Source organism: Flavobacterium sp. (assembly GCF_041392005.1).
Taxonomy (GTDB): domain Bacteria; phylum Bacteroidota; class Bacteroidia; order Flavobacteriales; family Flavobacteriaceae; genus Flavobacterium.
The window spans coordinates 13,785-36,048 of the sequence record NZ_JAWKMX010000015.1 but is presented as its reverse complement, the minus strand read 5'-3'; the positions used below and the strand labels follow the sequence as shown (position 1 = coordinate 36,048).

Annotated in this window: 18 protein-coding genes and 1 other RNA gene; 11 read left to right on the top strand and 8 right to left on the bottom strand. The window is 31.6% G+C overall.

What is annotated here, in order from left to right:
- Positions 1 to 2: 2 nt before the first annotated feature.
- Positions 3 to 728 (bottom strand): TIGR00730 family Rossman fold protein, encoded by a 726-nt coding sequence (locus R2808_RS08115; RefSeq protein ID WP_371270460.1) that lies wholly within the window; start codon positions 726 to 728, stop codon positions 3 to 5.
- An 87-nt stretch (positions 729 to 815) separates the two neighbouring features.
- Complete coding sequence (gene uvrA / locus R2808_RS08110) at positions 816 to 3,647, bottom strand: excinuclease ABC subunit UvrA (RefSeq protein WP_371270459.1); 2,832 nt, start codon at positions 3,645 to 3,647, stop codon at positions 816 to 818.
- A gap of 130 nt (positions 3,648 to 3,777) precedes the next feature.
- Here uvrA and R2808_RS08105 point away from each other — a divergent pair, with 130 nt between their 5' ends.
- The gene (locus R2808_RS08105) at positions 3,778 to 4,152 is read left to right on the top strand and encodes a hypothetical protein (RefSeq protein ID WP_371270458.1); all 375 of its coding nucleotides are present in this window, start codon (positions 3,778 to 3,780) and stop codon (positions 4,150 to 4,152) included.
- Positions 4,153 to 4,155: 3 nt separating this feature from the next.
- A complete protein-coding gene (locus R2808_RS08100) occupies positions 4,156 to 4,386 on the top strand; it encodes a hypothetical protein (RefSeq protein WP_371270457.1) in 231 nt (76 codons plus the stop codon).
- A 26-nt stretch (positions 4,387 to 4,412) separates the two neighbouring features.
- On the opposite strand, the gene R2808_RS08095 is transcribed toward R2808_RS08100, so the two are convergent.
- Complete coding sequence (locus R2808_RS08095; RefSeq protein ID WP_371270456.1) at positions 4,413 to 4,916, bottom strand: hypothetical protein; 504 nt, start codon at positions 4,914 to 4,916, stop codon at positions 4,413 to 4,415.
- A gap of 10 nt (positions 4,917 to 4,926) precedes the next feature.
- The gene (locus tag R2808_RS08090; RefSeq protein WP_371270455.1) at positions 4,927 to 6,144 is read right to left on the bottom strand and encodes a choice-of-anchor L domain-containing protein; all 1,218 of its coding nucleotides are present in this window, start codon (positions 6,142 to 6,144) and stop codon (positions 4,927 to 4,929) included.
- Between the two features lie 130 nt (positions 6,145 to 6,274).
- Here R2808_RS08090 and R2808_RS08085 point away from each other — a divergent pair, with 130 nt between their 5' ends.
- The gene (locus R2808_RS08085; protein ID WP_371270454.1) at positions 6,275 to 7,369 is read left to right on the top strand and encodes a helix-turn-helix domain-containing protein; all 1,095 of its coding nucleotides are present in this window, start codon (positions 6,275 to 6,277) and stop codon (positions 7,367 to 7,369) included.
- Positions 7,370 to 7,390: 21 nt separating this feature from the next.
- Here R2808_RS08085 and R2808_RS08080 read toward each other — a convergent pair whose 3' ends face one another.
- Positions 7,391 to 8,068, bottom strand: a complete 678-nt coding sequence (locus tag R2808_RS08080) for a DNA polymerase III subunit gamma/tau (protein ID WP_371270453.1) — start codon at positions 8,066 to 8,068, stop codon at positions 7,391 to 7,393.
- Entirely contained in the window at positions 8,005 to 9,090 is a 1,086-nt protein-coding gene (dnaX, locus tag R2808_RS08075) for a DNA polymerase III subunit gamma/tau (protein WP_371270452.1), read from the bottom strand. Before dnaX ends, R2808_RS08080 begins: the two co-directional genes overlap by 64 nt.
- A 197-nt stretch (positions 9,091 to 9,287) precedes the next feature.
- Between dnaX and rnpB the strand changes: the two genes are divergently transcribed.
- Positions 9,288 to 9,602, top strand: an RNA gene (rnpB, locus tag R2808_RS08070) — RNase P RNA component class A.
- Between the two features lie 9 nt (positions 9,603 to 9,611).
- On the opposite strand, the gene R2808_RS08065 is transcribed toward rnpB, so the two are convergent.
- The gene (locus tag R2808_RS08065) at positions 9,612 to 10,265 is read right to left on the bottom strand and encodes a hypothetical protein (RefSeq protein WP_371270451.1); all 654 of its coding nucleotides are present in this window, start codon (positions 10,263 to 10,265) and stop codon (positions 9,612 to 9,614) included.
- A gap of 181 nt (positions 10,266 to 10,446) precedes the next feature.
- Here R2808_RS08065 and R2808_RS08060 point away from each other — a divergent pair, with 181 nt between their 5' ends.
- The 4 genes from R2808_RS08060 to uvrB are packed head-to-tail and all read left to right on the top strand — an operon-like array spanning position 10,447 to position 16,364.
- Complete coding sequence (locus tag R2808_RS08060) at positions 10,447 to 12,819, top strand: carboxypeptidase-like regulatory domain-containing protein (RefSeq protein ID WP_371270450.1); 2,373 nt, start codon at positions 10,447 to 10,449, stop codon at positions 12,817 to 12,819.
- A gap of 3 nt (positions 12,820 to 12,822) precedes the next feature.
- Positions 12,823 to 13,641 carry a DUF4249 family protein gene (locus R2808_RS08055; RefSeq protein ID WP_371270449.1) on the top strand — a complete coding sequence of 273 codons (819 nt, stop codon included), beginning with the start codon at positions 12,823 to 12,825 and terminating at the stop codon, positions 13,639 to 13,641.
- 37 nt (positions 13,642 to 13,678) lie between these two features.
- Entirely contained in the window at positions 13,679 to 14,341 is a 663-nt protein-coding gene (locus R2808_RS08050) for a thiamine diphosphokinase (RefSeq protein ID WP_371270448.1), read from the top strand.
- Positions 14,342 to 14,381: 40 nt separating this feature from the next.
- Positions 14,382 to 16,364, top strand: a complete 1,983-nt coding sequence (gene uvrB, locus R2808_RS08045; RefSeq protein ID WP_371270447.1) for an excinuclease ABC subunit UvrB — start codon at positions 14,382 to 14,384, stop codon at positions 16,362 to 16,364.
- A gap of 2 nt (positions 16,365 to 16,366) precedes the next feature.
- Here uvrB and R2808_RS08040 read toward each other — a convergent pair whose 3' ends face one another.
- Complete coding sequence (locus R2808_RS08040; protein WP_371270446.1) at positions 16,367 to 17,779, bottom strand: TlpA family protein disulfide reductase; 1,413 nt, start codon at positions 17,777 to 17,779, stop codon at positions 16,367 to 16,369.
- 202 nt (positions 17,780 to 17,981) lie between these two features.
- Between R2808_RS08040 and R2808_RS08035 the strand changes: the two genes are divergently transcribed.
- From R2808_RS08035 to ppk1, 3 genes are all read left to right on the top strand, one after another.
- Entirely contained in the window at positions 17,982 to 19,601 is a 1,620-nt protein-coding gene (locus R2808_RS08035; RefSeq protein ID WP_371270445.1) for an ABC-F family ATP-binding cassette domain-containing protein, read from the top strand.
- Positions 19,602 to 19,667: 66 nt separating this feature from the next.
- Complete coding sequence (locus tag R2808_RS08030; protein ID WP_371270444.1) at positions 19,668 to 20,165, top strand: histidine phosphatase family protein; 498 nt, start codon at positions 19,668 to 19,670, stop codon at positions 20,163 to 20,165.
- Positions 20,152 to 22,263 (top strand): polyphosphate kinase 1, encoded by a 2,112-nt coding sequence (gene ppk1 / locus R2808_RS08025; RefSeq protein ID WP_371270443.1) that lies wholly within the window; start codon positions 20,152 to 20,154, stop codon positions 22,261 to 22,263. The genes R2808_RS08030 and ppk1 overlap by 14 nt, the downstream gene beginning before the upstream one ends.
- Position 22,264: the final 1 nt, after the last annotated feature.

Below are 22,264 nucleotides of genomic sequence, written 5' to 3'. Positions count from 1 at the left end.
TTTTAGAAGTTTGGCGATAAATTATATTTTTTATAGAAGTTATCAAGTGCTTCTAATACTTGGTCTTCATTATCTACAATTTTAAATAAATTTAAATCTTCTGGGCTGATATTGTGGAATTTATCTAAAAGTACCGCTTTTACCCAATCTATTAAACCTGTCCAAAACTCAGTGCCAACTAAAATAATTGGGAATTTAGCAATTTTTTTGGTTTGAATTAACGTAATCGCTTCAAATAATTCGTCTAATGTTCCAAAACCACCAGGCATTACTACAAACCCTTGCGAATATTTTACAAACATTACTTTTCGTACGAAAAAATAGTCGAAATTTAAGTTTTTATCGTGATCGATATACGGATTAAAATGTTGTTCGAATGGTAATTCAATGTTCAATCCAACTGATGTTCCGCCACCAAAATGCGCACCTTTGTTACCTGCTTCCATAATTCCAGGACCACCACCAGTAATTACACCATAACCCGCTTTACTAATTTTGTAAGCAATTTTTTCAGCTAATAAATAATATTTGTCTTCGGGTTTTGTTCGTGCTGAACCAAAAATAGAAACACAAGGACCAATGCGTCCCATTGCTTCATATCCGTTAACAAATTCAGACATAATTTTAAAAATCGCCCATGAATCGTTGGTACGTATTTCATTCCAAGTTTTTTGCTTGAATTTTTCTTGTATTCTGTGATCTTCGTTTTCGTATTGATCTGCTGCCATAATAAAATAAACTAATTTGTAGTAAAACAAATAATTAAGTTAAACAATAAATTTTGAGCAGTGTTGTTGTGTGAAGTAATTAGAATGCTAAGATAATTCTTTTTTCAAAAACTGCGCGGTATAACTCTTTTTATTTTTTATCACTTCTTCTGGAGTGCCGACAGCAACTACTTGTCCGCCGCCTTTTCCGCCTTCGTAACCAATGTCAATAATATGATCGGCCAGTTTTACAACATCTAAATTATGTTCGATAATTAAAACGGTGTTTCCTTTTTTTACCAATTTATTGATAACTTCCATCAACACACGAATATCTTCAAAATGCAAACCTGTAGTAGGTTCATCTAAAATATAAAAGGTATTTCCAGTATCTTTTTTAGATAATTCCGTTGCCAATTTTACACGTTGTGCTTCGCCACCAGATAGGGTAGTGCTTTGTTGACCCAATGTAATATAACCCAATCCAACATCTTGAATGGTTTTTACTTTTCTGTAAATTTTCGGAATGTTTTCAAAAAAATCAACCGCTTCATCAACCGTCATTTCCAAAACATCAGAAATTGATTTTCCTTTGTAACGAATTTCTAAGGTTTCTCTGTTAAAGCGTTTCCCCATACAGGTTTCACATTCTACATAAACATCTGGCAAGAAACTCATTTCTATAGTTCTAACACCCGAACCTTCGCAAGTTTCACATCTTCCTCCTTTTACATTAAAACTAAATCGACCTGGTTTGTAACCACGAATTTGTGCTTCTGGTGTTTGCGTAAACAAACTTCTAATTTCTGAAAAAACATCCGTATAAGTCGCTGGATTACTGCGTGGTGTTCGCCCAATTGGACTTTGGTCGATATCAATCACTTTATCGATGTGTTCTAATCCTTCAATTTTCTTGTAAGGTTGTGGTTTTTTAACGGCATTAAAAAAATGAGTATTTAAAATAGGGTAGAGGGTTTCATTGATTAATGTTGATTTACCACTGCCCGAAACACCTGTAACGCATATTAATTTTCCTAACGGAAATTCAACGGTAACATTTTTTAAATTATTTCCTGAAGCACCCGTTAGTTTCAATGTTTTTCCGTTGCCTTCTCTACGTTTTTTAGGAACTTCAATTTTCATTTTACCACTCATAAATTGAGCAGTAATAGTATTTTCGTTCAATAATTCTTTTGGTGTACCTTGACTGATGATTTTTCCACCAAAACGACCTGCTTTTGGGCCAATATCAATCACATGGTCGGCACGTTCAATCATATCTTTATCGTGTTCTACCACAATAACAGAATTTCCAATATCGCGCAGACTTTCTAATGATTTAATTAAACGTTCGTTATCCCGTTGATGCAAACCAATACTTGGCTCATCTAAAATATACAAAACGCCAACTAATTGCGAACCAATTTGCGTAGCCAACCGTATGCGTTGTGCTTCACCACCTGATAATGATTTTGAACTTCTATTTAAGTTTAAATAATTTAAGCCAACATCTAGTAAAAATTGCAATCGCGCAGTGATTTCCTTTAAAATTTCAGTAGCTATGGCTTGTTGTTTATTGTCTAAATGTTGTGGTAAATTGATAAACCAATCCGATAATTCAGAAATATCCATTTGTACCAATTCGCCAATGTTTTTTTCATTTATTTTAAAATATAATGCTTCTTTTCGTAAGCGTGAACCGTGACATTCTGAACAATCATTTTCATCCATAAACTCTTTTGCCCAGCGCTTAATGCTTTGTGAATCGGCTTGTTCGTATTGATTTTTAATAAAATTAGCAATCCCTTCAAAATCAATTTTATAATCTTTAGTAATGCCCATCACTTTAGAAACTACCGAAAATTTTTCATTGCCGCCATGTAAAATCATATCCATTGCATCTTGTGGAATCGTTTCAATAGCATCGGTAAGTTTAAAATCGAATTTTTGAGCAATAATTTCTAATTGTTTAAAAATCCACGAGTTTTTATATTCTCCAATCGGAGCAAAACCACCGTTTTTTATAGATAATTTTGGATTAGGAATAATTTTATTTAGATTGATTTCGTTTACTGTTCCCAATCCGTTACAAGTAGGGCAAGCACCTTTTGGAGAATTAAACGAAAAATTATTGGGTTCGGGGTTAGGATAGGAAATACCAGAACTAGGACACATTAAATTTCTACTGAAATATCGTACTTCGCCACTTTCTTGTTCGATAATCATTAGAATATCATCGCCATGATACATAGCGGTTTTAATGCTTTCTGTTAAACGCTTATCTGTTTCCTCATCGTTTTTAATTAAAATACGGTCAATTACGGTTTCAATATCATGGGTTTTATAACGATCGACTTTCATACCGTGTTCAATATCACGAATTTCACCATCGATACGAACTTTTACAAAACCTTGTTTAGCAATTTGTTCAAATAATTCGCGGTAATGCCCTTTTCGAGAACGAATAACAGGCGCTAAAATATTGATGCGTTTGCCGTTAAAACTTTCGTAAATCAATTCTTTTATTTGCTCATCAGAATACGAAACCATTTTTTCGCCCGTATTGTAACTATAAGCTTCTCCTGCACGTGCATACAACAAACGTAAGAAATCGTAAATCTCGGTAATTGTTCCTACAGTAGAACGCGGACTTTTACTCGTAGTTTTTTGTTCGATAGCAATAACTGGCGAAAGACCATCAATTTTATCAACATCGGGGCGTTCTAAACCGCCTAAAAACTGTCGAGCATAGGCAGAAAAAGTTTCTATATAGCGACGTTGCCCTTCGGCATAAATGGTGTCGAAAGCAAGTGATGATTTACCCGAACCCGAAAGACCCGTAATTACTACGAGTTTTTCACGAGGAATGGTAACATCTATATTTTTAAGATTATGGGCACGAGCACCAATAATTTCGATAGTTTCTTCTGATTGTTGCATATTTTTAGGCAAAATGCAAAATTACAATTTTAATAACAGAAATGCTAACGAACTTATAGTGAATTAGATGTTGATAACTAAAATTGATAAGTTGAAAGGTGTTTTGTAGATTTTGAAGAAATTAGTTTAAATGAGAAAGTATATTTTTATTTTTTTCAATTTCTTTAAATATTTTGATGCATTAATAAGCGAACATATTACAATTTCGGATATTAAATTAGAATTACAGAGTAATATGGCATACTATTGTAAAAATATTGAATTTGAAGGAGGATTTGTCATAGAGCCAATAATTAAAAATGAAAATGTTGATTTAGATTCAATTCCTGAGAATACTATTAAAGTAATAAAAGAAAATATTGTAGGTATTAGAAATAGTTTAGTTCATTTGCGCGAATCACGAGAAAATAAAGTAATACTTCCAACGGCAAAAAATGATGATTTATTAATACCATACCTTTATTTGATTAGAAGAATGTGTGAAAAAATAATAATCGATAGATAAAAAATGAAAAACCTAATCCTAATCTTTTCTTTATTTACACTTTTAAGTTTTAGTCCGTCATCAGAAATTAAAACAAATGATGTAGATAAAATAGTTTATGTATGCGGAAAAAGCGATATTTATCATCCTACAACATCACATGCTTCTTTTAAACGATGTAAATCTAAAATTTTAGAAATGACAGAGAAAGAAGCAATAGCTTCTGGTAGAAGAAAATGTAAGTGTAAAGGATAATTTTTTATCCAGAATTGTTGCGAAATTTATTTATAAAAATACCATTTAGAACCATCAAAAACCGCTAGTGCTTTATTATACGTATCGTAACACATGGTTCCAGGGTGTGGATTTACTAAGTTTAAATGCGGTTGGTCTATTCTAGGAAGAATAAGTGCTTTAGAATTAGATTCTAAAACTAAAACACCATCAGCTGTTGCTGGATTTGTACCTATAACTACACCGTTTCCGCTATCTGTAGCAGTATTTAAATTAATAGTTGACGTATCGCCAACTTTTGGCGTTAAATTTTCCCAAGCATTATTTTGTCTAATTTTTACGCAACCATTGTTATAATCGTAAATAATGGTACCATTTGTAGCAGCTGTTCCAGTAGGTAAAGTAGTTACTGCTGGTAATATAATACCACCACGAGCTGGGTTTTCAAAATCTAAAATGCCATCGCCATCAACTGAAGCTTTTCCAATACTTACTTGAGAAAAAATGATAATTGGGGTAAAAAGGACAATTATTGAAATAATTTTTTTCATAATTAAAATTTTAATCGTTAGCACAAGTTTCTTCAATACAGTTCCAAGTAGTACCATTATATAATTGAAAACAGTTTTCTGTTTTATTGTAAATTAACATTCCTTCGACAGCACTAATAGCATCTCGTTCTAAAGTAGTTAAGCGAGTTATTACAAATCCTTTATTTTTAGAGTCTAAAACTAGAGCACCGTTATTAATGCTATTTGGCCAGTTTGTTTGAATACTTTGAAAAGTACCAATACCTACTTTAGATTCATTTGGTGTTCCTGTTGTTTTTGGGCTTTTACTACAATCGCTTTTAAAGCTACCAGCTTCAAGATAAACAACACTATCATAGCCACCATCACTTATATCCATTACAATTAGTTTAATATGATAGGTTTCACCAGGAGTTAGTCCTTCTTGTTTTGCAGTGAGTATAATTGTATTTCCGTTTAATTGTGTACCATCTATTGTTCCTAAAAACTCTGGAGACGGTGTGTTTTCAACCCAATCGGGATTTACACTTAAACATCTACTTGCATCTGGAGAGCCACCACTTGAACCAACTTCGCCACTATTAACTGAATTTATAGAAACCTCGGAACCATTATCTAAACGTGCTATATTTTTGGCATCGTTTGTATAGCTTGCTCCTCCAGAAATTCCAGGTCCGCTAATTAAAAATCCGAACTTATCATTAAAAGAGGAACATTGGTAATTTATCCAACCGCCATCATCGGAATATTCTTCTGAACCAAAAATATAGCGAAAAGAAATTTCTGAATTATCAGGAACAAAATCGAATTCTAAAATAGCGGTATTATAATAGCTATATCCACCCGACAATATGTTTAAATCGTTAATAATAGAAGCGCATGTTCCTCCTTTTCTAATTTCCCCAGTAGTACAAGATGTGTAGTTTCTGCTCATTTGACTAGCAGAGCCAGGATTGGTGCCTAAGGTTAACGGTATTTCAGACGTATTTCCTGTAGATAAAACAACACCATCGGTAAAACCCATTTGCGCAAGTGTAGTAGTTGCTGTAGAAAAATAACCTACTTGATATCTACTAGAAACATTATATACACCACTAAATGTTACATTTGAAATAGTAACTCCACTTCCAGAAGGTACTAAAACCCCATCAACTAATTGAGTAGTTGTGTAAATTGTATTATTAATAGTAATTTGTGCATTTGTGTGCAAATACGTTAAAAGAACTAAAATAATGTATATTTGTTTCATATAATAAGTGTAGATTTTGATTACGGTTTATAAAGTTATATGCTAAGGTTTAATATTTATTTTTTTAGCAATTAAAAATGTATTGATTATAGAAATTCATACATATTAGTATTATAAATAGTGTTTTTTTATGTTGATTATATTATTTTTTCCAATTATAGTTTCTATTCTTTTAGGATTTATTTTACTCTTATCAAAGAAAAAACAGGGAGTTTCTAAAAAAATTTTAGGAGTATTTTTTCTACTATTTTCTTTTTCTCTTTTTGCAATATCCTTAAATTTTCTTCGTAGCTTTTTAGAGCCTATTCAAAAGTATTTTCAGTTTGTAGAATTATTATTTTATCCAGCAATGTTGTCGTTGCCAGTTGTAGTGTTTTTGTATATTAAAAGTTTAATTTATTATAAAAAAGAATCTATAAAGAAAGACGTTATCATTCATTTTTTCATACCAATACAATCGTTTTTGTTTAATTTGACTCCTATTATAAACGGTAGCATTATTTCAGCGTTAAATGAAAAATTAGATTATGCTAACTTTTTTACTTTAAGAATAACATTTGTATTACTTAATTTATATTATTTAATAAATGCTTTTACTATTTTTAAGCAAAATTCGGAAAAATTAAAAGAAGAATATTCCTATAAAATTGGAGTTCAATTTAAATGGATGCTATTCTTTATTTTAGGATATGTAGCTTTTATACTATGCTTCTTTTTATTAAGCCCAAAAGCTTCTCCTTATGTTGTTTATATACCCTTTTTAATGGTTAGCTTTTATTTATATTTTCAACGATTTAATCAAAATTCTATAGAATTACAATTAAATTCAGATATAGAAGAAGAAAAAAAAGAGGCTAGCAATATACTTTCCATAGACAAACGATTAAATATTATTGAAAAAGTTAAAGACCATATAGAATCTAAAGAAGCGTATCTTCAACACGATTTAACAATACACGATATTGCCCGAGAAATAAAAGTAAATAGCAGTTATATTTCAAATGTATTAAATCAAAATCTTAGTACAAATTTTGTAACTTTTATTAATAAGTATAGAATTGAAAAAGCTAAAGTAATATTACTCGATAAAAATTACGAGCACTATACAATTGAAGCAATTAGCGAATTGGTTGGTTTTAAATCAAAATCCTCGTTTAACAGCGCTTTTAAAAATTTAGTAAAAATGACACCTTCAGAATTTAAAAAAAACAAAAATATTAAATAGAAAACGAAGTTTAGTTATAGATTAAATATCTAAATCGAATAATTTTTTTAACAATTCTATATTAGGATTAATTTCTTTTAAACGTTCGTATTTTTCAATAGGAGTAAAGGCATATTTTTTTTCGGTGCTTTCATTTACGATAACTTCTATAGCAATGTCGTGGTTGTGCAATTTACCTCGCAAATAGCCTAAAAGTTCATTAACGCCCGATAAAAATTCTTCTTTTGTGCTATTGTTTGGCAAACACAATTCTATTGTTGTTCCATTTAATACCGGATCGTTCATTTTCATATAGGTTGCCATTAGCATTTTTCCTTGGTCGGTTAAACGCTGTGCATATTTGTTCCAAACTAGCAACATATCGGTTTCGGTAAAATCTTGGTTAGGTAAACTTTTAGCGTGAAAATGATTTTTCTGTTGTTGTGCTTCAAGTTCTTTTTTTACTTGAATACTTTTTATTGAAAAAGCCGAAACTTTTTTACCTTCTGGAAGTGAAATAGCTGTTTTTGCCTGCTTTTCGGTAGTTTCTTGTGTTGGTTTTTCTTCTAGCTGTTCTTCCGTTTTTATTTCGGTTGCAACTTTTGGTTTTTCTTCAATTATGGAATAACTAGTATTCTGATAATGAGTAGCTGGAATTATATAGGATTTAGCTTTTTTTTTTCTCCATCGAAAGTGATAGAGGCAATTTGCATTAAGCATAATTCTACTAAAAGCCGCTGATTTTGAGAGGTTTTGTATTTTAAATCGCAATCGTTTGCTAATTCAATTCCTTGTAATAAAAAGGTTTGCGATGCTTTTTGCGCTTGTTCACGGTATAAATTTTGCGCCTGTTCGCCAGCTTCTAACAAGGCAATAGTATTAGGGTTTTTACAAACTAACAAATCTCTAAAATGCGAAGCTAATCCTGCAATAAAATGATGACCATCAAAACCTTTTGCTAAAATATCGTTATAAGCTAGTAAAATTTCTGGAATTTTATTTTCTAAGACTAAATCGGTTATTTTAATGTAATATTCAAAATCGAGAACATTTAAGTTTTCGGTAACAGCTTGTCGTGTTAAGTTAGCACCACAATATGAAACTACTCTGTCGAAAATAGAAAGTGCATCGCGCATAGCACCATCGGCTTTTTGCGCAATTATATGCAGCGCATCATCTTCAAAAGTTACGCCTTGTTCTTTGGCTATTTCGGCCAAATGTTCTTTAGCATCGTTTAGGGTTATGCGTTTAAAATCGAAAATTTGACAACGCGATAATATAGTAGGTAAAATTTTATGTTTTTCGGTGGTGGCTAAAATAAAAATAGCGTGTTTTGGTGGCTCTTCTAACGTTTTTAAAAAGGCATTAAAAGCCGCTTGCGAAAGCATATGTACCTCGTCTATAATATAAACTTTGTATTTACCTGTTTGCGGTGGTATGCGAACTTGGTCTATAATGTTTCGAATATCATCTACACCATTGTTAGAGGCAGCATCGAGCTCGAAAACATTAAATGAAAAATCTTCATTTGGGTCATCATAACCTTCTTGATTAATTTTTCGGGCTAAAATACGGGCGCAAGTTGTTTTACCTACACCACGTGGCCCTGTAAAAAGTAAGGCTTGTGCCAAATGGTTGTTTTCAATAGCATTAAGTAACGTATTGGTAATGGCTTTTTGTCCTACAACATCTTTAAACGTTTGCGGACGATATTTTCGGGCCGATACAATAAACTGTTCCATAGTGCAAATTGAGCTACAAATATAAGTTTAGTAATTTCAAAACACAAATTCAATAATCAAATTCAATATAAAAGTTATTCACAAACTAAAAAAAATATCAAATACAAGAAGCAATAGTAATATTAAATTTCCAAAAGACAAGTTCAAAAAAACTAATCACTAATCACTAATAACTAATTACTATTACTTAAATTTGCACCGCAGACCGCCTTATCGTTCCATTTTTTGGAGAGGAAAGTCCGGACATCGTAGAGCAGCATAGCGGGTAACGCCCGTCGTCCCTATAAAATGGGGAAAGGACAAGTGCAACAGAAAGAATGTACAGATAATGCTGTAGTGAAAACAGGTAAACTCTATGCGATGAAATGCCATGTATATCGGCAGTTAAGGGTTGCTCGCCCGTTGTCGAGGGGTAGGCAGATAGACTTTGTGAGTAATTGCAAAGCTAGATAAATGATAAGGGTTTCAATTTCTTTGAAATACAGAATCCGGCTTACAGGTCTGCATTTTTTTGATAAACCTTACAATCCTTTTTTATATTCTATAGTAAATTTAGCCGAAACGCCTGTTTTTAGGTTCCATTCGTTAGAAGTGATGAGGTTGTCGTTCTCATCATAAATAGCAAAAAATGCTGTATTTGGCCCAGCCAAACCTGTATTTAGAGCCATTATTGCTACTAAATTATCGCCTTGGTTTAAGTTAATTACATACGTTTTAAAGTACGATTCTAGTAATTCATTATTGTACATAGTGCTGTTGTTTAAATAAAAACGCACTCTATCACCGTCGGGGTCAGCAAAGTCACGTGCTTTAATTTTAATAGTAGCGGTATTTACAACAAATTTTCCAAAATATACATCGTTCCAGCTACCTTCTTTTGCAATTTCGTTGTTTAATTTGTTTTTAATTTCATCGCCAATATTTTGCAAATCGGTAGAAGTGTCTAAAATACTTTTTTGTGGTGTTTCTTTTTTCTTTGTAATAGAATAACGGCTTGGTACATCGTTTCTGTCTAAAATACTTTTATACTCAATAGTAGGTAAATTAGCATTATCGGCTTGTTTTGTTTCAAACGGATTATCTAATTTAAATTCATATACTTTCTTTTCAGAATCTACTTGGGCAGAAACAAAAAGTACAGCACATAAAAAAAGTATTGTAAATTGAAATTTCATCGTTATATTTTTAACAAATCTAAAAAAATACAGCTATTGTTTTTAGCAATTAACCAATGATTAACATTCTTAAATTAACAAAAAATATACCAAATATAAAAATAATGTTAATCGAAAGTGGTTTGTTGCTATATACAATTAAAACCTTTATTTTAGCAATCGCTATCAAAACCAACAAAAAATGCTTAAAAAAGGACTTTTTACTTTTTTTATTTATGGTATAACGTTTTGTGCTTTTGCGCAAGAAAAGTTTACATTAAGTGGCACTATTACAGATGCGCTTACAGGCGAAACGATGATAGGTGTTACTATTTTAATTCCAGATTTGAATACAGGAACAACAACCAATGAGTATGGTTTTTATTCTATTACCTTACCAAAAGCAGATTATAGAGTTGTAATTAGTTTTATTGGTTTTGAAAGTATTGAAGAAACAATAACATTAGCACAAAATATTCGTAAAAATTATAGTTTAAAAGAAAGCAGTCAACTTTTAAACGAGCTGGTTATAGAAAATAATTTAAACAAAATTGATATTAAAAAACCAGAAATGAGTGTAAACCGACTTTCGGCGGCAGCTATAAAAAAAATGCCTGTTTTACTTGGCGAGGTCGATGTTGTAAAATCGCTTTTGTTTTTACCAGGTGTAACCAATGCAGGCGAGGGGCAGTCGGGTTTTAACGTTCGTGGTGGTGCTGTAGATCAAAATTTAGTATTATTAGATGAAGCAACGTTATACAATACCTCGCACGTTTTTGGTTTATTTTCGGTTTTTAATGCCGATGCCATAAAGGATTTAAAATTGTACAAAGGTGGAATTCCTGCCCAATATGGAGGGAGAGTTTCATCGGTTTTAGATATTTATCAGAAAGAAGGAAATAGCACAAAATTTAGTATGAATGGCGGCATTGGTTTAATTTCGAGCCGATTACTATTAGAAGGTCCAATTGTAAAAAATAAAAGCTCGTTTTTAGTTGCAGGTCGTGGTTCATACGCACATTTATTTTTAAAACTGACTGACAATCCGAACTCTGCTTATTTTTACGATTTAAATACAAAATTAAATTATAAATTTAACGATAATAACAGTCTGTATTTATCCGGTTATTTTGGAAGAGATGTTTTTACATTAAATAAATTATTTTCGAATACTTATGGAAATTCTACTTTAAATATAAGATGGAATCATATTTTTTCTAATAAATTATTTGCCAATACTTCCTTTATTTTTAGTGATTATTATTACGGCTTAACACTAGATTTTGTTGGTTTCGATTGGGTTTCAAGTATAAAAAACTATAATTTTAAATACGATTTAAACCATTATGTATCTGATAAAACCCAACTTAATTACGGCGCTTTAATAACAAAATACGATTTAAATCCAGGAATTATTGACCCAATAACCAAAGATGCACCTGTAAATTACAGAGAATTAGAAAAAAAGCACGCATTTGAATTAGGAATTTACACAGACATTAAACAAAAGGTAACCGAAAAATTCTCGGCTTCGCTAGGTTTACGCTTTAGTTATTTTAATCGTGTAGGAAAATCAACAATTAATTATTACGCAAATAATGAAGCAGTTGTATTTAATGAGGCTTTTCAAATTTATGAAAAAGGAACGGTAACTGCTACTAAGTATTTTAATCGAAACAAATCAATAGCTACCTACAATAATTTTGAACCTAGAGCTTCTGTATCGTATGAGCTTACTAAAAACTCGGCAATCAAAGCAAATTATAATCGTATGGCGCAATATATGCAGTTAATTTCAAACACTGCTTCGCCAACACCTTTAGATGTTTGGACACCAAGCGATAATTACATAAAACCACAACTGGCCGATCAATACGCGATTGGTTATTTTCGAAATATAAAAGATGGCGATTATACCTTAGAAATAGAAAGCTTTTATAAAAAAGTAAAAAATAGAATCGATTATATTGATGGCGCCGATTTAATTGCAAACGATGCTATTGAGCAAGTTATTTTAAATGGTAAAATGCGTTCGTATGGTTTAGAACTATTATTTAAAAAAAACATAGGAAAACTACGCGGTTGGGTTGCCTATACACTTTCTCGTTCCGAACAAAAAACACCCGCTAGAACAGCAGTAGAAACAGGAATCAATAATGGAAATTGGTACTTATCGGCTTACGATAAAACACATAATCTAGCCATAACTAGTACTTACGAATTTAGTAATAAATGGCAATTTGCGGCAAACTTTACCTTGCAATCTGGGCAACCTGTTACATTTCCTAATGGAAAATATGTTTTTCAAGGTGTAACGGTTCCAAATTATGGTTTGCGTAATCAAAATCGTTTACCAGCGTATCATCGATTGGATTTGTCGGCTACTTTAATACCTCAAAATCAACAAAATAAAAAATATACGCACGAATGGGTTTTCGGAATTTATAATGTGTACAGTAGAAATAATGCCGCATCTATTCGTTTTAGAGAAAATGCCGAAACAGGTGTAAACGAAGCAGTTCGCCTTTCAATTTTTGGAATAGTACCATCGGTTTCTTTTAATTTTAAATTTTAAATGATGAAAAATATAAAATATTTAATTTTGTTTCTGTTGGCTTTTTTGGGTTTTTCTTGCGAAAAAGTAGTTGACGTTGCGTTAGATGAAGCCGAACCACGATTAGTAATAGATGCCGTTATCCGTTGGCAAAAAGGAACATTAGGTAATGAACAACTTATAAAATTGAGTTTAACTAACGATTTTTATTCGAGTACTGTTTTACCAGCTTCTGGCGCTGTAGTTACTATAACTAACAGTACTAATGAAGTTTTCGAATTCACACAACAAGGAACAACAGAAAATTATATTTGTACCAATTTTATTCCTACTATAAACGAAACATACGTTTTAGAAGTATTGTATAAAAATGAAGTTTATACCGCAACAAATACTTTATTAGCCACACCAAGTATTGTAAATATCGAACAAAATACTATTGATACTTTTGGTGATGAAACCATTCAAATAAAATACTTTTTTCAAGACAATGCCACTACTACCGATTATTACCTAATGGGCGTTATAAACCCTAATAAGCAAGTTCCAGAATTTGGTATTTTAGACGATGAATTTTCGCAAGGGCAACAACTTTTTGGATATTATGCTAGTAGCGAAACGGAACCTGGAATTACGTTGCTTTTAAGTGTTCAAAGTATGTCGTATGGCTTTTACGATTATATGAACAAATTGGTTCCTATAGCATCAAGCGATTCTAACCCGTTTGCAACACCTACAGGAACTCTTAGAGGTAATATAATCAATCAAACAAATACCGATAATTTTGCATTAGGCTATTTTCATTTAGCTGAAATTGATGCTGTTGAGTATTTGGTAGAATAAGCAAAGGAAAACGGAAACTTTTAACTTTTTAATCCCAATGTCATCACACCATATTGTTCGCGACGACCAAGAACCAGCGTTAATTATTGCTAACGGTGCTTCATGCAATATGGAATTAATGGGACAATTGTTAGAATGGTCGCCATTTGTTGTGGTTTTAGACTCAGCTATTGAACGTGTTTTAGATTTAGGTATAAAAGTAGATGTTTTATTGGGCGATTTTGACCGAAATTTTGAGCCAGAAAAATATCTTAAACAACAATTTCCTTTAGAAATAGTTCATACGCCCAATCAAGATAAAACCGATTTAGAAAAGGCTTTCGATTTTTTAATTGAACGAGGTCACAAAGCTGTGAATGTAATTTGGGCAACTGGCAAACGCGCCGATCATACCATAACTAATATTACTAATATTGTTAGTTATAAAGAAAAATTAAAAATTGTAATTCTCGATGATCATTCTAAAATATTTGTTTTACCCAAAAAGTATGAAAAATGGTATCCAAAAAATACTACTCTTTCATTAATTCCTGTTGGAAAAGCAACAGAAATTAGCACTGAAAATCTTTTTTATCCATTACAAAACGAAGATTTAACAATAGGAATTCGCACTGGTAGTAGTAATCATGTAACTGAAGACGGTATCGTAAAAATAGAATACAAAAACGGCGATTTACTTTTAATGGAATGTTGGGATTAACTTTGTAACTTTACAACTTTCAAACTTTGCAATTTAATCAATGAAATTCCAACTCAATTCAGCATATCAACCCACAGGCGACCAACCACAGGCCATTAAAAAACTTGCAAATGGAATTATAAATGATGAAAAATTCCAAACACTTCTTGGTGTTACAGGTTCAGGTAAAACCTTTACCGTTGCCAATGTGGTACAAGAAGTGCAACGACCTACTTTAGTTCTGGCTCATAATAAAACATTAGCGGCGCAATTATATTCCGAATTCAAACAGTTTTTTCCTAATAATGCCGTAGAATATTTTGTTTCTTACTACGATTATTACCAACCCGAAGCATATATTCCTGTTACAGGAACCTACATTGAAAAAGATTTATCCATAAATGATGAATTAGAAAAAATGCGTCTCAGTACTACTTCTTCCTTGCTATCTGGTCGAAGAGATATTTTAGTGGTTGCTTCTGTTTCGTGTTTATACGGTATCGGAAATCCTGTAGAATTTCAAAAAAATGTAATAGCAATTGAACGTAGTCAAATTATTTCACGAACTAAGTTATTACACAGCTTAGTTCAAAGCTTATATGCCCGCACCGAAGCCGATTTTCTTCCAGGTACTTTTCGAGTAAAAGGCGATATTGTTGAAATTTTCCCTAGCTACGCTGATGATCCGTTTCGCATTCACTTTTTTGGCGATGAAATTGAAGAAATTGAAGTGTTTGATAGTAAAACGGCAAAAGTTATTGAACGCTACGAACGCTTAACTATTTATCCTGCTAATATGTTTGTAACTTCGCCCGACGTGCTGCAAAAAGCCATTTGGGAAATTCAGCAAGATTTGGTTAAACAAGTCGATTATTTTAAAGAAATTGGTAAACATCTCGAAGCCAAACGATTGGAAGAACGCACCAATTTTGATTTAGAAATGATTCGTGAATTGGGCTATTGTTCGGGTATTGAAAATTATTCTCGCTATTTAGATGGTAGAGCACCCGGAACACGACCTTTCTGTTTACTCGATTATTTCCCCAACGATTATTTAATGGTCGTTGATGAAAGTCACGTAACCATTTCGCAAGTACACGCTATGTATGGCGGCGATAGAAGCAGAAAAGAAAATTTGGTAGAATATGGCTTTCGCCTTCCTGCCGCTATGGATAATCGTCCGTTAAAATTTGAAGAATTCGAAAGTTTACAAAATCAAGTATTATATGTTTCGGCTACGCCAGCTGATTACGAATTAAAAAAATCGGAAGGAATTTATGTAGAGCAAGTTATTCGACCAACGGGTTTGCTAGATCCCATTATTGAAATACGGCCAAGTGCCAATCAAATTGACGATTTAATTGAAGAAATTCAACAACGAGTAGAAGTTGACGAACGTGTTTTGGTTACAACACTTACCAAACGAATGGCAGAAGAATTAGCTAAATATTTGGCAAAAGTGGCTATTCGCTGTCGCTATATTCACAGCGATATTGATACGCTAGAAAGAGTCGAAATCATGCAAGATTTGCGCAAAGGATTATTTGATGTTTTAATTGGCGTAAATTTATTACGTGAAGGTTTAGACTTACCCGAAGTTTCATTAGTAGCCATTTTAGATGCCGACAAAGAAGGTTTTTTACGCAGTCATCGTTCGCTAACACAAACCGTTGGTCGTGCCGCACGAAATGTAAATGGTAAAGCCATTATGTATGCCGATAAAATTACCAATTCCATGCAGCGCACAATTGACGAAACCAATTACCGCAGGGAAAAACAAATGAATTATAATAAAGAGCATAATTTAGTTCCAAAAGCATTGAATAAATCAATTGAAAATCCGTTAACAAAAAGCCCAATTTCAAGCTTTCATTACGAAACACCAAAAGCTGCCGAACCTGAAACGGAATATTTGGCTAAACCTGAAATAGAAAAACGCATTCGTGAAAAACGAAAAGCCATGGAAAAAGCGGCTAAAGATTTAGATTTTATGCAAGCTGCAAAATTACGCGATGAAATTTCGGCTTTGCAAGAAAAACTGTAATATTAATCTAATATTTCTTTTTCGAAATTAGGTAAATATAAATTGGTAAATCCGTTTTTAATAGTTTCATCTGGGTTTACAACAATTACGCGATGTACTTTCGTTATAACCCAGTCGTTTTTAATTTGTTCAAAATCAGTAGCTTTAAACTCAAAGTTTCGATTAAAATTATTTTTTGTTATGGTTTTACGCCATTTTTCATCACTATCGGCAAGGTTAATACCTATAAAATTAATGGTAGGATATTTTTTGCGTAAATTGTCAATTTTTGTATGAACCGACAATAGGTGTGTTTCGGCTTGAGTTGTCCAAAAGAAAAAAACCGTTTTTTTATTTTTAATAATGTTTTTTAAACTTGTAGAATTGTTTTTAAAGTCAATTAAAGAAATTTCAGGAAGTTCATTGCCAATTTTTAAATTTTGAATAGCATCAACTATTTCTTTTATTTCTTTTTGTTTTTCTTCGTCAGTAGATAAAGCTAAATATCGAGATATAAATTGCTTATTATTGTACATATTTTGCTCTTCAAATAAATACATTAAAGCAATATTATTAAGTACTACATTTTTATTTATGGCGTTTGTAAATATTGAATCGGCGCAGTTTAATTTAAATAAATTATTTTCTAACGAATTATCATCGTTTCGCTTAAAATTACTTTTTACGTAGGAAAGATTGTTTAAATAAGCGGTAGTATATTTTATGAATGGCGAAAAATTAGAAAACTCGGTTACGTTAAAATCGATGTTTTTTCGATAATCGTAATAATTTTTTGGTAATTTTTCATAAATATTTTCATTCGTTTTAAACTGATGAATTATTGGATACATTTCTTTTCTCGAAAAATAATTAAAATCGATACTTGCTTTTGCTACACTATCAAAACCATCACTCCATGAAACATCTTTTTTATGGTTATTGTATTCTAAAATTCTATCGTTGTACATTGAGTCAATTGCTTTTGAAAAGGTATTAAAATCGGCATCAACATACTTATAAAAAGTGCTTTTATCGTTTTCGTTTTTTAAATATAAATCAATTAAAAAATTGTTTTTTTCATCGCCGCGACCACAAAAAGCCAAAGAATTATCAAAGTCTAATGAATTGAAACGAATCATTAAACTATCATTCTTTTCAAAATAAATATACTGGTATTCTGGAGCATTTTTAAATGTATATAAACCAGGAGCTAGAGAATCGAATTTATGAAAAAAACGATTGTTTTTATCTAAAAATATGGTGTCTATTACATTACCATTTTTGTAAAATAAAATTTCGTTGCTCTGCGGATTAATTACCTCTCCGCCAAAATACGCAACATAATTATTTTGTTCAAATATTTTTTTACAAGAAAAAAATAATCCAAAAGAAATAATTACACCTGAAAATATTTTTAAAAAGTAATGTTTTACCATATTTTACCATTAATTTCACAACAAAAATATAGGGAAATATGCAACACCCTTGTTAATAGTGCGTTAAAATAAACCTAAAAATTGTGTATAATTTTTTTTGCAAGTAAAAGAAACTATAAAAATAGAATAAAAAGCAGTTTATAATGATAAAAACTAAACTTGAATGCTTACTTTTGCACCAGTTTTTTAAAAAAGAATAAAAATGCTATCAGTTTCAAATTTATCAGTTCAGTTTGGTAAACGAATATTATTTGATGAAGTAAATGTTACCTTCACACAAGGGAATTGTTACGGAATTATTGGTGCAAATGGTGCCGGAAAATCTACTTTCTTAAAAATATTAGCAGGTGATATTGACCCAACATCGGGACAAGTAATTTTAGAACCTGGTAAAAGAATGTCGGTATTAAACCAAAATCACAACTTGTTTGATGAACATACGGTTTTAGATACGGTAATGATGGGGAACAAAGTATTGCACGCTGTAAAAGCTGAAATGGACGCGTTGTACTTAGATTATACTGATGAAAATGCAGATAGAATAGGAGAATTGCAAATTCAATTCGATGAAATGAACGGTTGGAATGCAGAAAGTGATGCGGCAACTTTATTATCTAATTTAGGAATTGGTGATGAGTTTCATTATACCTTAATGGGTGAAATGGATGGTAAATTAAAAGTTCGTGTGTTATTGGCACAAGCACTTTTTGGAAATCCTGATGTGTTAATTATGGATGAGCCTACCAACGATTTGGATTTTGAAACCATTGGCTGGCTTGAAAACTTTTTGGCAAACTACGAAAATACCGTTTTAGTGGTATCGCACGACCGTCACTTTTTAGACGCTGTTTGTACGCATATTTCTGATATCGATTTTGGAAAAATTAATCATTTTTCTGGAAACTATACGTTTTGGTACGAATCGTCGCAATTAGCAGCTCGTCAGCGTGCACAACAAAACAAAAAAGCCGAAGAGAAAAAAGCTGAATTAGAAGAATTTATCCGTCGTTTTAGTGCTAACGTTGCCAAATCAAAACAAGCAACTTCACGTAAAAAAATGTTGGAAAAACTTAAAGTTGATGATATTAAACCTTCAAGCCGACGTTATCCAGCGATTATTTTTGAACAAGATCGTGAAGCAGGCGATCAAATTTTAAATATTCAAGGGTTAAGTGCTTCAATTGATGGTGAAGTATTATTTAAAAATGTAGATTTAAATGTTGCTAAAGGCGATAAAATTGTAGTTTTCTCTAAAGATTCACGAGCTACGTCTGCATTTTATGAAGTGTTAAGCGGTAATAAACAACCCGATAGCGGAAAATTTGAATGGGGAATTACGACTACACAATCGTATTTACCAGTAGAAAATCATAAATATTTTGATGGTGTCGATTTAAACTTAGTAGATTGGTTACGCCAATGGGCAAAAACAGAAGAAGAACGTGAAGAGGTAAACATTAGAGGATTTTTAGGTAAAATGATATTCTCTGGAGAAGAAGCCTTAAAAAAATGTAATGTGCTTTCGGGTGGCGAAAAAATGCGTTGTATGACTTCGCGTATGATGATGATGCGCGCCAATGTATTAATGCTTGATGAACCAACCAATCACTTAGACTTAGAATCGATTACGGCTTTTAATAATTCATTAAAGAATTTTAAAGGAACCATTTTATTAACTACGCACGATCATGAGTTTGCGCAAACTGTTGGAAATCGCATATTAGAAATTACACCAAAAGGCGTTATCGATCGTTATATGACTTTTGATGAATATTTAGATGATCCAAAAATTAAAGAACAGCGCCAAGCAATGTATGAGTAAAAAAAATATAATTTTGTAAGATATTTCAAAATAAATTAGTTAAATTAGTCTTCATATTCTAAATCTATGAAGACTTTAATTTTAATTCGTCATTCAAAATCTAGTTGGGAATCGCCATTAAACGATATTGACAGACCACTTTCGGTACGTGGTATTGCCGATGCTCACTTAATTTTTTCTAAAATAAATGCCATTTTGCCTAAAACTTTTATAGTTTGGTCTAGCGTAGCAAGACGAACAAAAGAGTCGGCTTTGTTGTTTTCTCAAAACCTCGATTTTTTATTAGAAAACATACAATTTAAAAATGAACTTTATACGTTCGATGAAACACAACTTGAACATAGTGTTAAAAATTGTGAAAATAAATACGACAATTTAATTCTTTTTGGTCATAACAATGCTATTACAAATTTTGTTAATAAATTTGGAGACTTTTTTTTAGAAAATGTTCCTACAACAGGCGTTGTAAAATTACAATTCGATACAAATAATTGGGAACATTTAAAAAAAGGAACAATTGTTGAAACTATTTTTCCAAGTCATTTTAAACATGAATCAAATTGAAAGGAATAAAAACCAATATATAGATAGAGAAAAAAGCTGGTTATCATTTAACGCTAGAGTACTACAAGAAGCTGCAGACGAAGCCGTTCCATTATTAGACAGATTACGATTCTTAGGAATTTTTTCCAATAATTTAGACGAATTTTTTAGAGTTCGTTATGCAGCTATTCGCAGAATGTTAACCGAAAAAGTAGATGCTACACAATTATTAGGCGGAATTTCAGCCGAAAATCTCTTAAAAGAAATTACAGAAATTGTAATTGCGCAACAATCTGAAAGTTTACGAATATTAAGCGAAATCGAACAAAAATTAGAACAAGAGAATATTTATATTGTAAACGAAACCGAACTTTCTAAAGAACAAGAAGTTTTTTTACACGATTTTTTTATTCAAAAGGTTAGCCCCGCTGTGGTAACCATTATGCTAAACGATTTAGAAAAATTTCCTTTATTAAAAGATACATCAGGTTATTTGGCTATTAAATTAGTAATGAAACCTAACGGTATATCCGAAAAAAATAAAAAGAAAGGAAGCGAAGTAAAATATGCTATTGTAGAAATTCCTAATACGATTAATCGCTTTGTAGTATTACCTTCTGCAAATGAAAAAAAATATATTATTCTTTTAGATGATGTTATTCGATTTAATATTCATCAACTATTCAATATTTTCAATTACGAACGTATTTCGGCACACATGATTAAAATAACGCGCGATGCCGAACTCGATTTCGATAGCGATTTAAGTAAAAGTTTAATCGATAAAATTTCAGATAGTGTTAAAGAACGTAGAGTAGGCGAGCCCGTTCGTTTTGTTTACGATCAAAGTATAGAAAAAGATACACTACATTTTTTACTTAATAAATTAAAAATAAACTCGTCAGACAGTATAATTCCAGGCGGACGCTACCATAATAGACGCGATTATATGGATTTTCCAAATCTAGGAAATTACAATTTGTTGTATAAAGAAAACGTTCCGTTACCTGTTCCAGGGTTAAGTTTAGAAGGTAGTATTCTCGATAAAATAAAAGAAAAAGATTATTTGTTAAGTGCTCCTTACCAGTCGTTTTCGTACGTTATAAAATTTTTACGTGAAGCAGCGTTAGACCCTAAAGTTTTTTCTATAAAAATTACACTATACCGCTTGGCAAAAAACTCACAAATTGTAAGTTCGCTTATTAATGCGGCTAAAAATGGAAAAAAAGTAGTGGTTCAAATTGAATTGCAAGCTCGCTTCGACGAAGAAAGTAATATTTCGTATGCCCAGCAAATGCAAACCGAAGGAATTGAGCTCATTTTTGGTGTAAAAGGTTTAAAAGTGCATAGCAAAATATGCGTTATAGAACGAATGGAAAACGATAAAATTAAACGCTACGGCTTTATTTCTACCGGTAATTTCAATGAAAATACAGCAAAAATTTATACCGATAATACTTTATTTACTTCAAACAACAAAATATTAAAAGATGTAAGTAAAGTTTTCGAATTTTTCGAAGTAAACTACAAAGTGCATCGTTACAAGCATTTGTTTGTTTCGCCACATTACACACGAAGTAAATTTGTAAAATTAATTGATAAAGAAATTGCAAATGCAAAAAGTGGTAAAAATGCCTTTATAAAATTGAAAATGAATAGTTTGTCTGATTTTAAAATGATAGATAAACTATACGAAGCAAGTAACGCTGGTGTAAAAATTCAACTAATAATTAGAGGGATTTGCTGTTTAATACCAGGTGTAAAAGGAATGAGTGAAAACATTGAAGCAATTAGTGTTGTAGATAGGTATTTAGAACATTCTCGAATTTATATTTTTTGCAACAACAATAATCCTGAAGTGTTTATTTCTTCTGCCGATTTTATGACACGAAATTTAGATGCTAGGGTAGAAGTTACGTGTCCTATTTACGACAATAGCGTAAAACAAGAATTATTAGATACTTTCGAAATCGGTTGGAAAGCCAATGTAAAAGCACGCTTTCATTCAAACGATTTAAAAAATGTATATCGAAAATCAGATGGAGAAGTATTTAGAGCACAAAAAGAATTATACAAATACTATCTTAATAAATTAAATATAAACGCCGAAAAACAATAAT

Coding starts and splice junctions, on each gene's coding strand:
- R2808_RS08115 (WP_371270460.1), bottom strand. CDS start 728: ATGGCAGCAGATCAATACGAAAACGAAGATCACAGAATACAAGAAAAA.
- uvrA (WP_371270459.1), bottom strand. CDS start 3,647: ATGCAACAATCAGAAGAAACTATCGAAATTATTGGTGCTCGTGCCCAT.
- R2808_RS08105 (WP_371270458.1), top strand. CDS start 3,778: ATGAGAAAGTATATTTTTATTTTTTTCAATTTCTTTAAATATTTTGAT.
- R2808_RS08100 (WP_371270457.1), top strand. CDS start 4,156: ATGAAAAACCTAATCCTAATCTTTTCTTTATTTACACTTTTAAGTTTT.
- R2808_RS08095 (WP_371270456.1), bottom strand. CDS start 4,916: ATGAAAAAAATTATTTCAATAATTGTCCTTTTTACCCCAATTATCATT.
- R2808_RS08090 (WP_371270455.1), bottom strand. CDS start 6,144: ATGAAACAAATATACATTATTTTAGTTCTTTTAACGTATTTGCACACA.
- R2808_RS08085 (WP_371270454.1), top strand. CDS start 6,275: ATGTTGATTATATTATTTTTTCCAATTATAGTTTCTATTCTTTTAGGA.
- R2808_RS08080 (WP_371270453.1), bottom strand. CDS start 8,068: ATGCTTAATGCAAATTGCCTCTATCACTTTCGATGGAGAAAAAAAAAA.
- dnaX (WP_371270452.1), bottom strand. CDS start 9,090: ATGGAACAGTTTATTGTATCGGCCCGAAAATATCGTCCGCAAACGTTT.
- R2808_RS08065 (WP_371270451.1), bottom strand. CDS start 10,265: ATGAAATTTCAATTTACAATACTTTTTTTATGTGCTGTACTTTTTGTT.
- R2808_RS08060 (WP_371270450.1), top strand. CDS start 10,447: ATGCTTAAAAAAGGACTTTTTACTTTTTTTATTTATGGTATAACGTTT.
- R2808_RS08055 (WP_371270449.1), top strand. CDS start 12,823: ATGAAAAATATAAAATATTTAATTTTGTTTCTGTTGGCTTTTTTGGGT.
- R2808_RS08050 (WP_371270448.1), top strand. CDS start 13,679: ATGTCATCACACCATATTGTTCGCGACGACCAAGAACCAGCGTTAATT.
- uvrB (WP_371270447.1), top strand. CDS start 14,382: ATGAAATTCCAACTCAATTCAGCATATCAACCCACAGGCGACCAACCA.
- R2808_RS08040 (WP_371270446.1), bottom strand. CDS start 17,779: ATGGTAAAACATTACTTTTTAAAAATATTTTCAGGTGTAATTATTTCT.
- R2808_RS08035 (WP_371270445.1), top strand. CDS start 17,982: ATGCTATCAGTTTCAAATTTATCAGTTCAGTTTGGTAAACGAATATTA.
- R2808_RS08030 (WP_371270444.1), top strand. CDS start 19,668: ATGAAGACTTTAATTTTAATTCGTCATTCAAAATCTAGTTGGGAATCG.
- ppk1 (WP_371270443.1), top strand. CDS start 20,152: ATGAATCAAATTGAAAGGAATAAAAACCAATATATAGATAGAGAAAAA.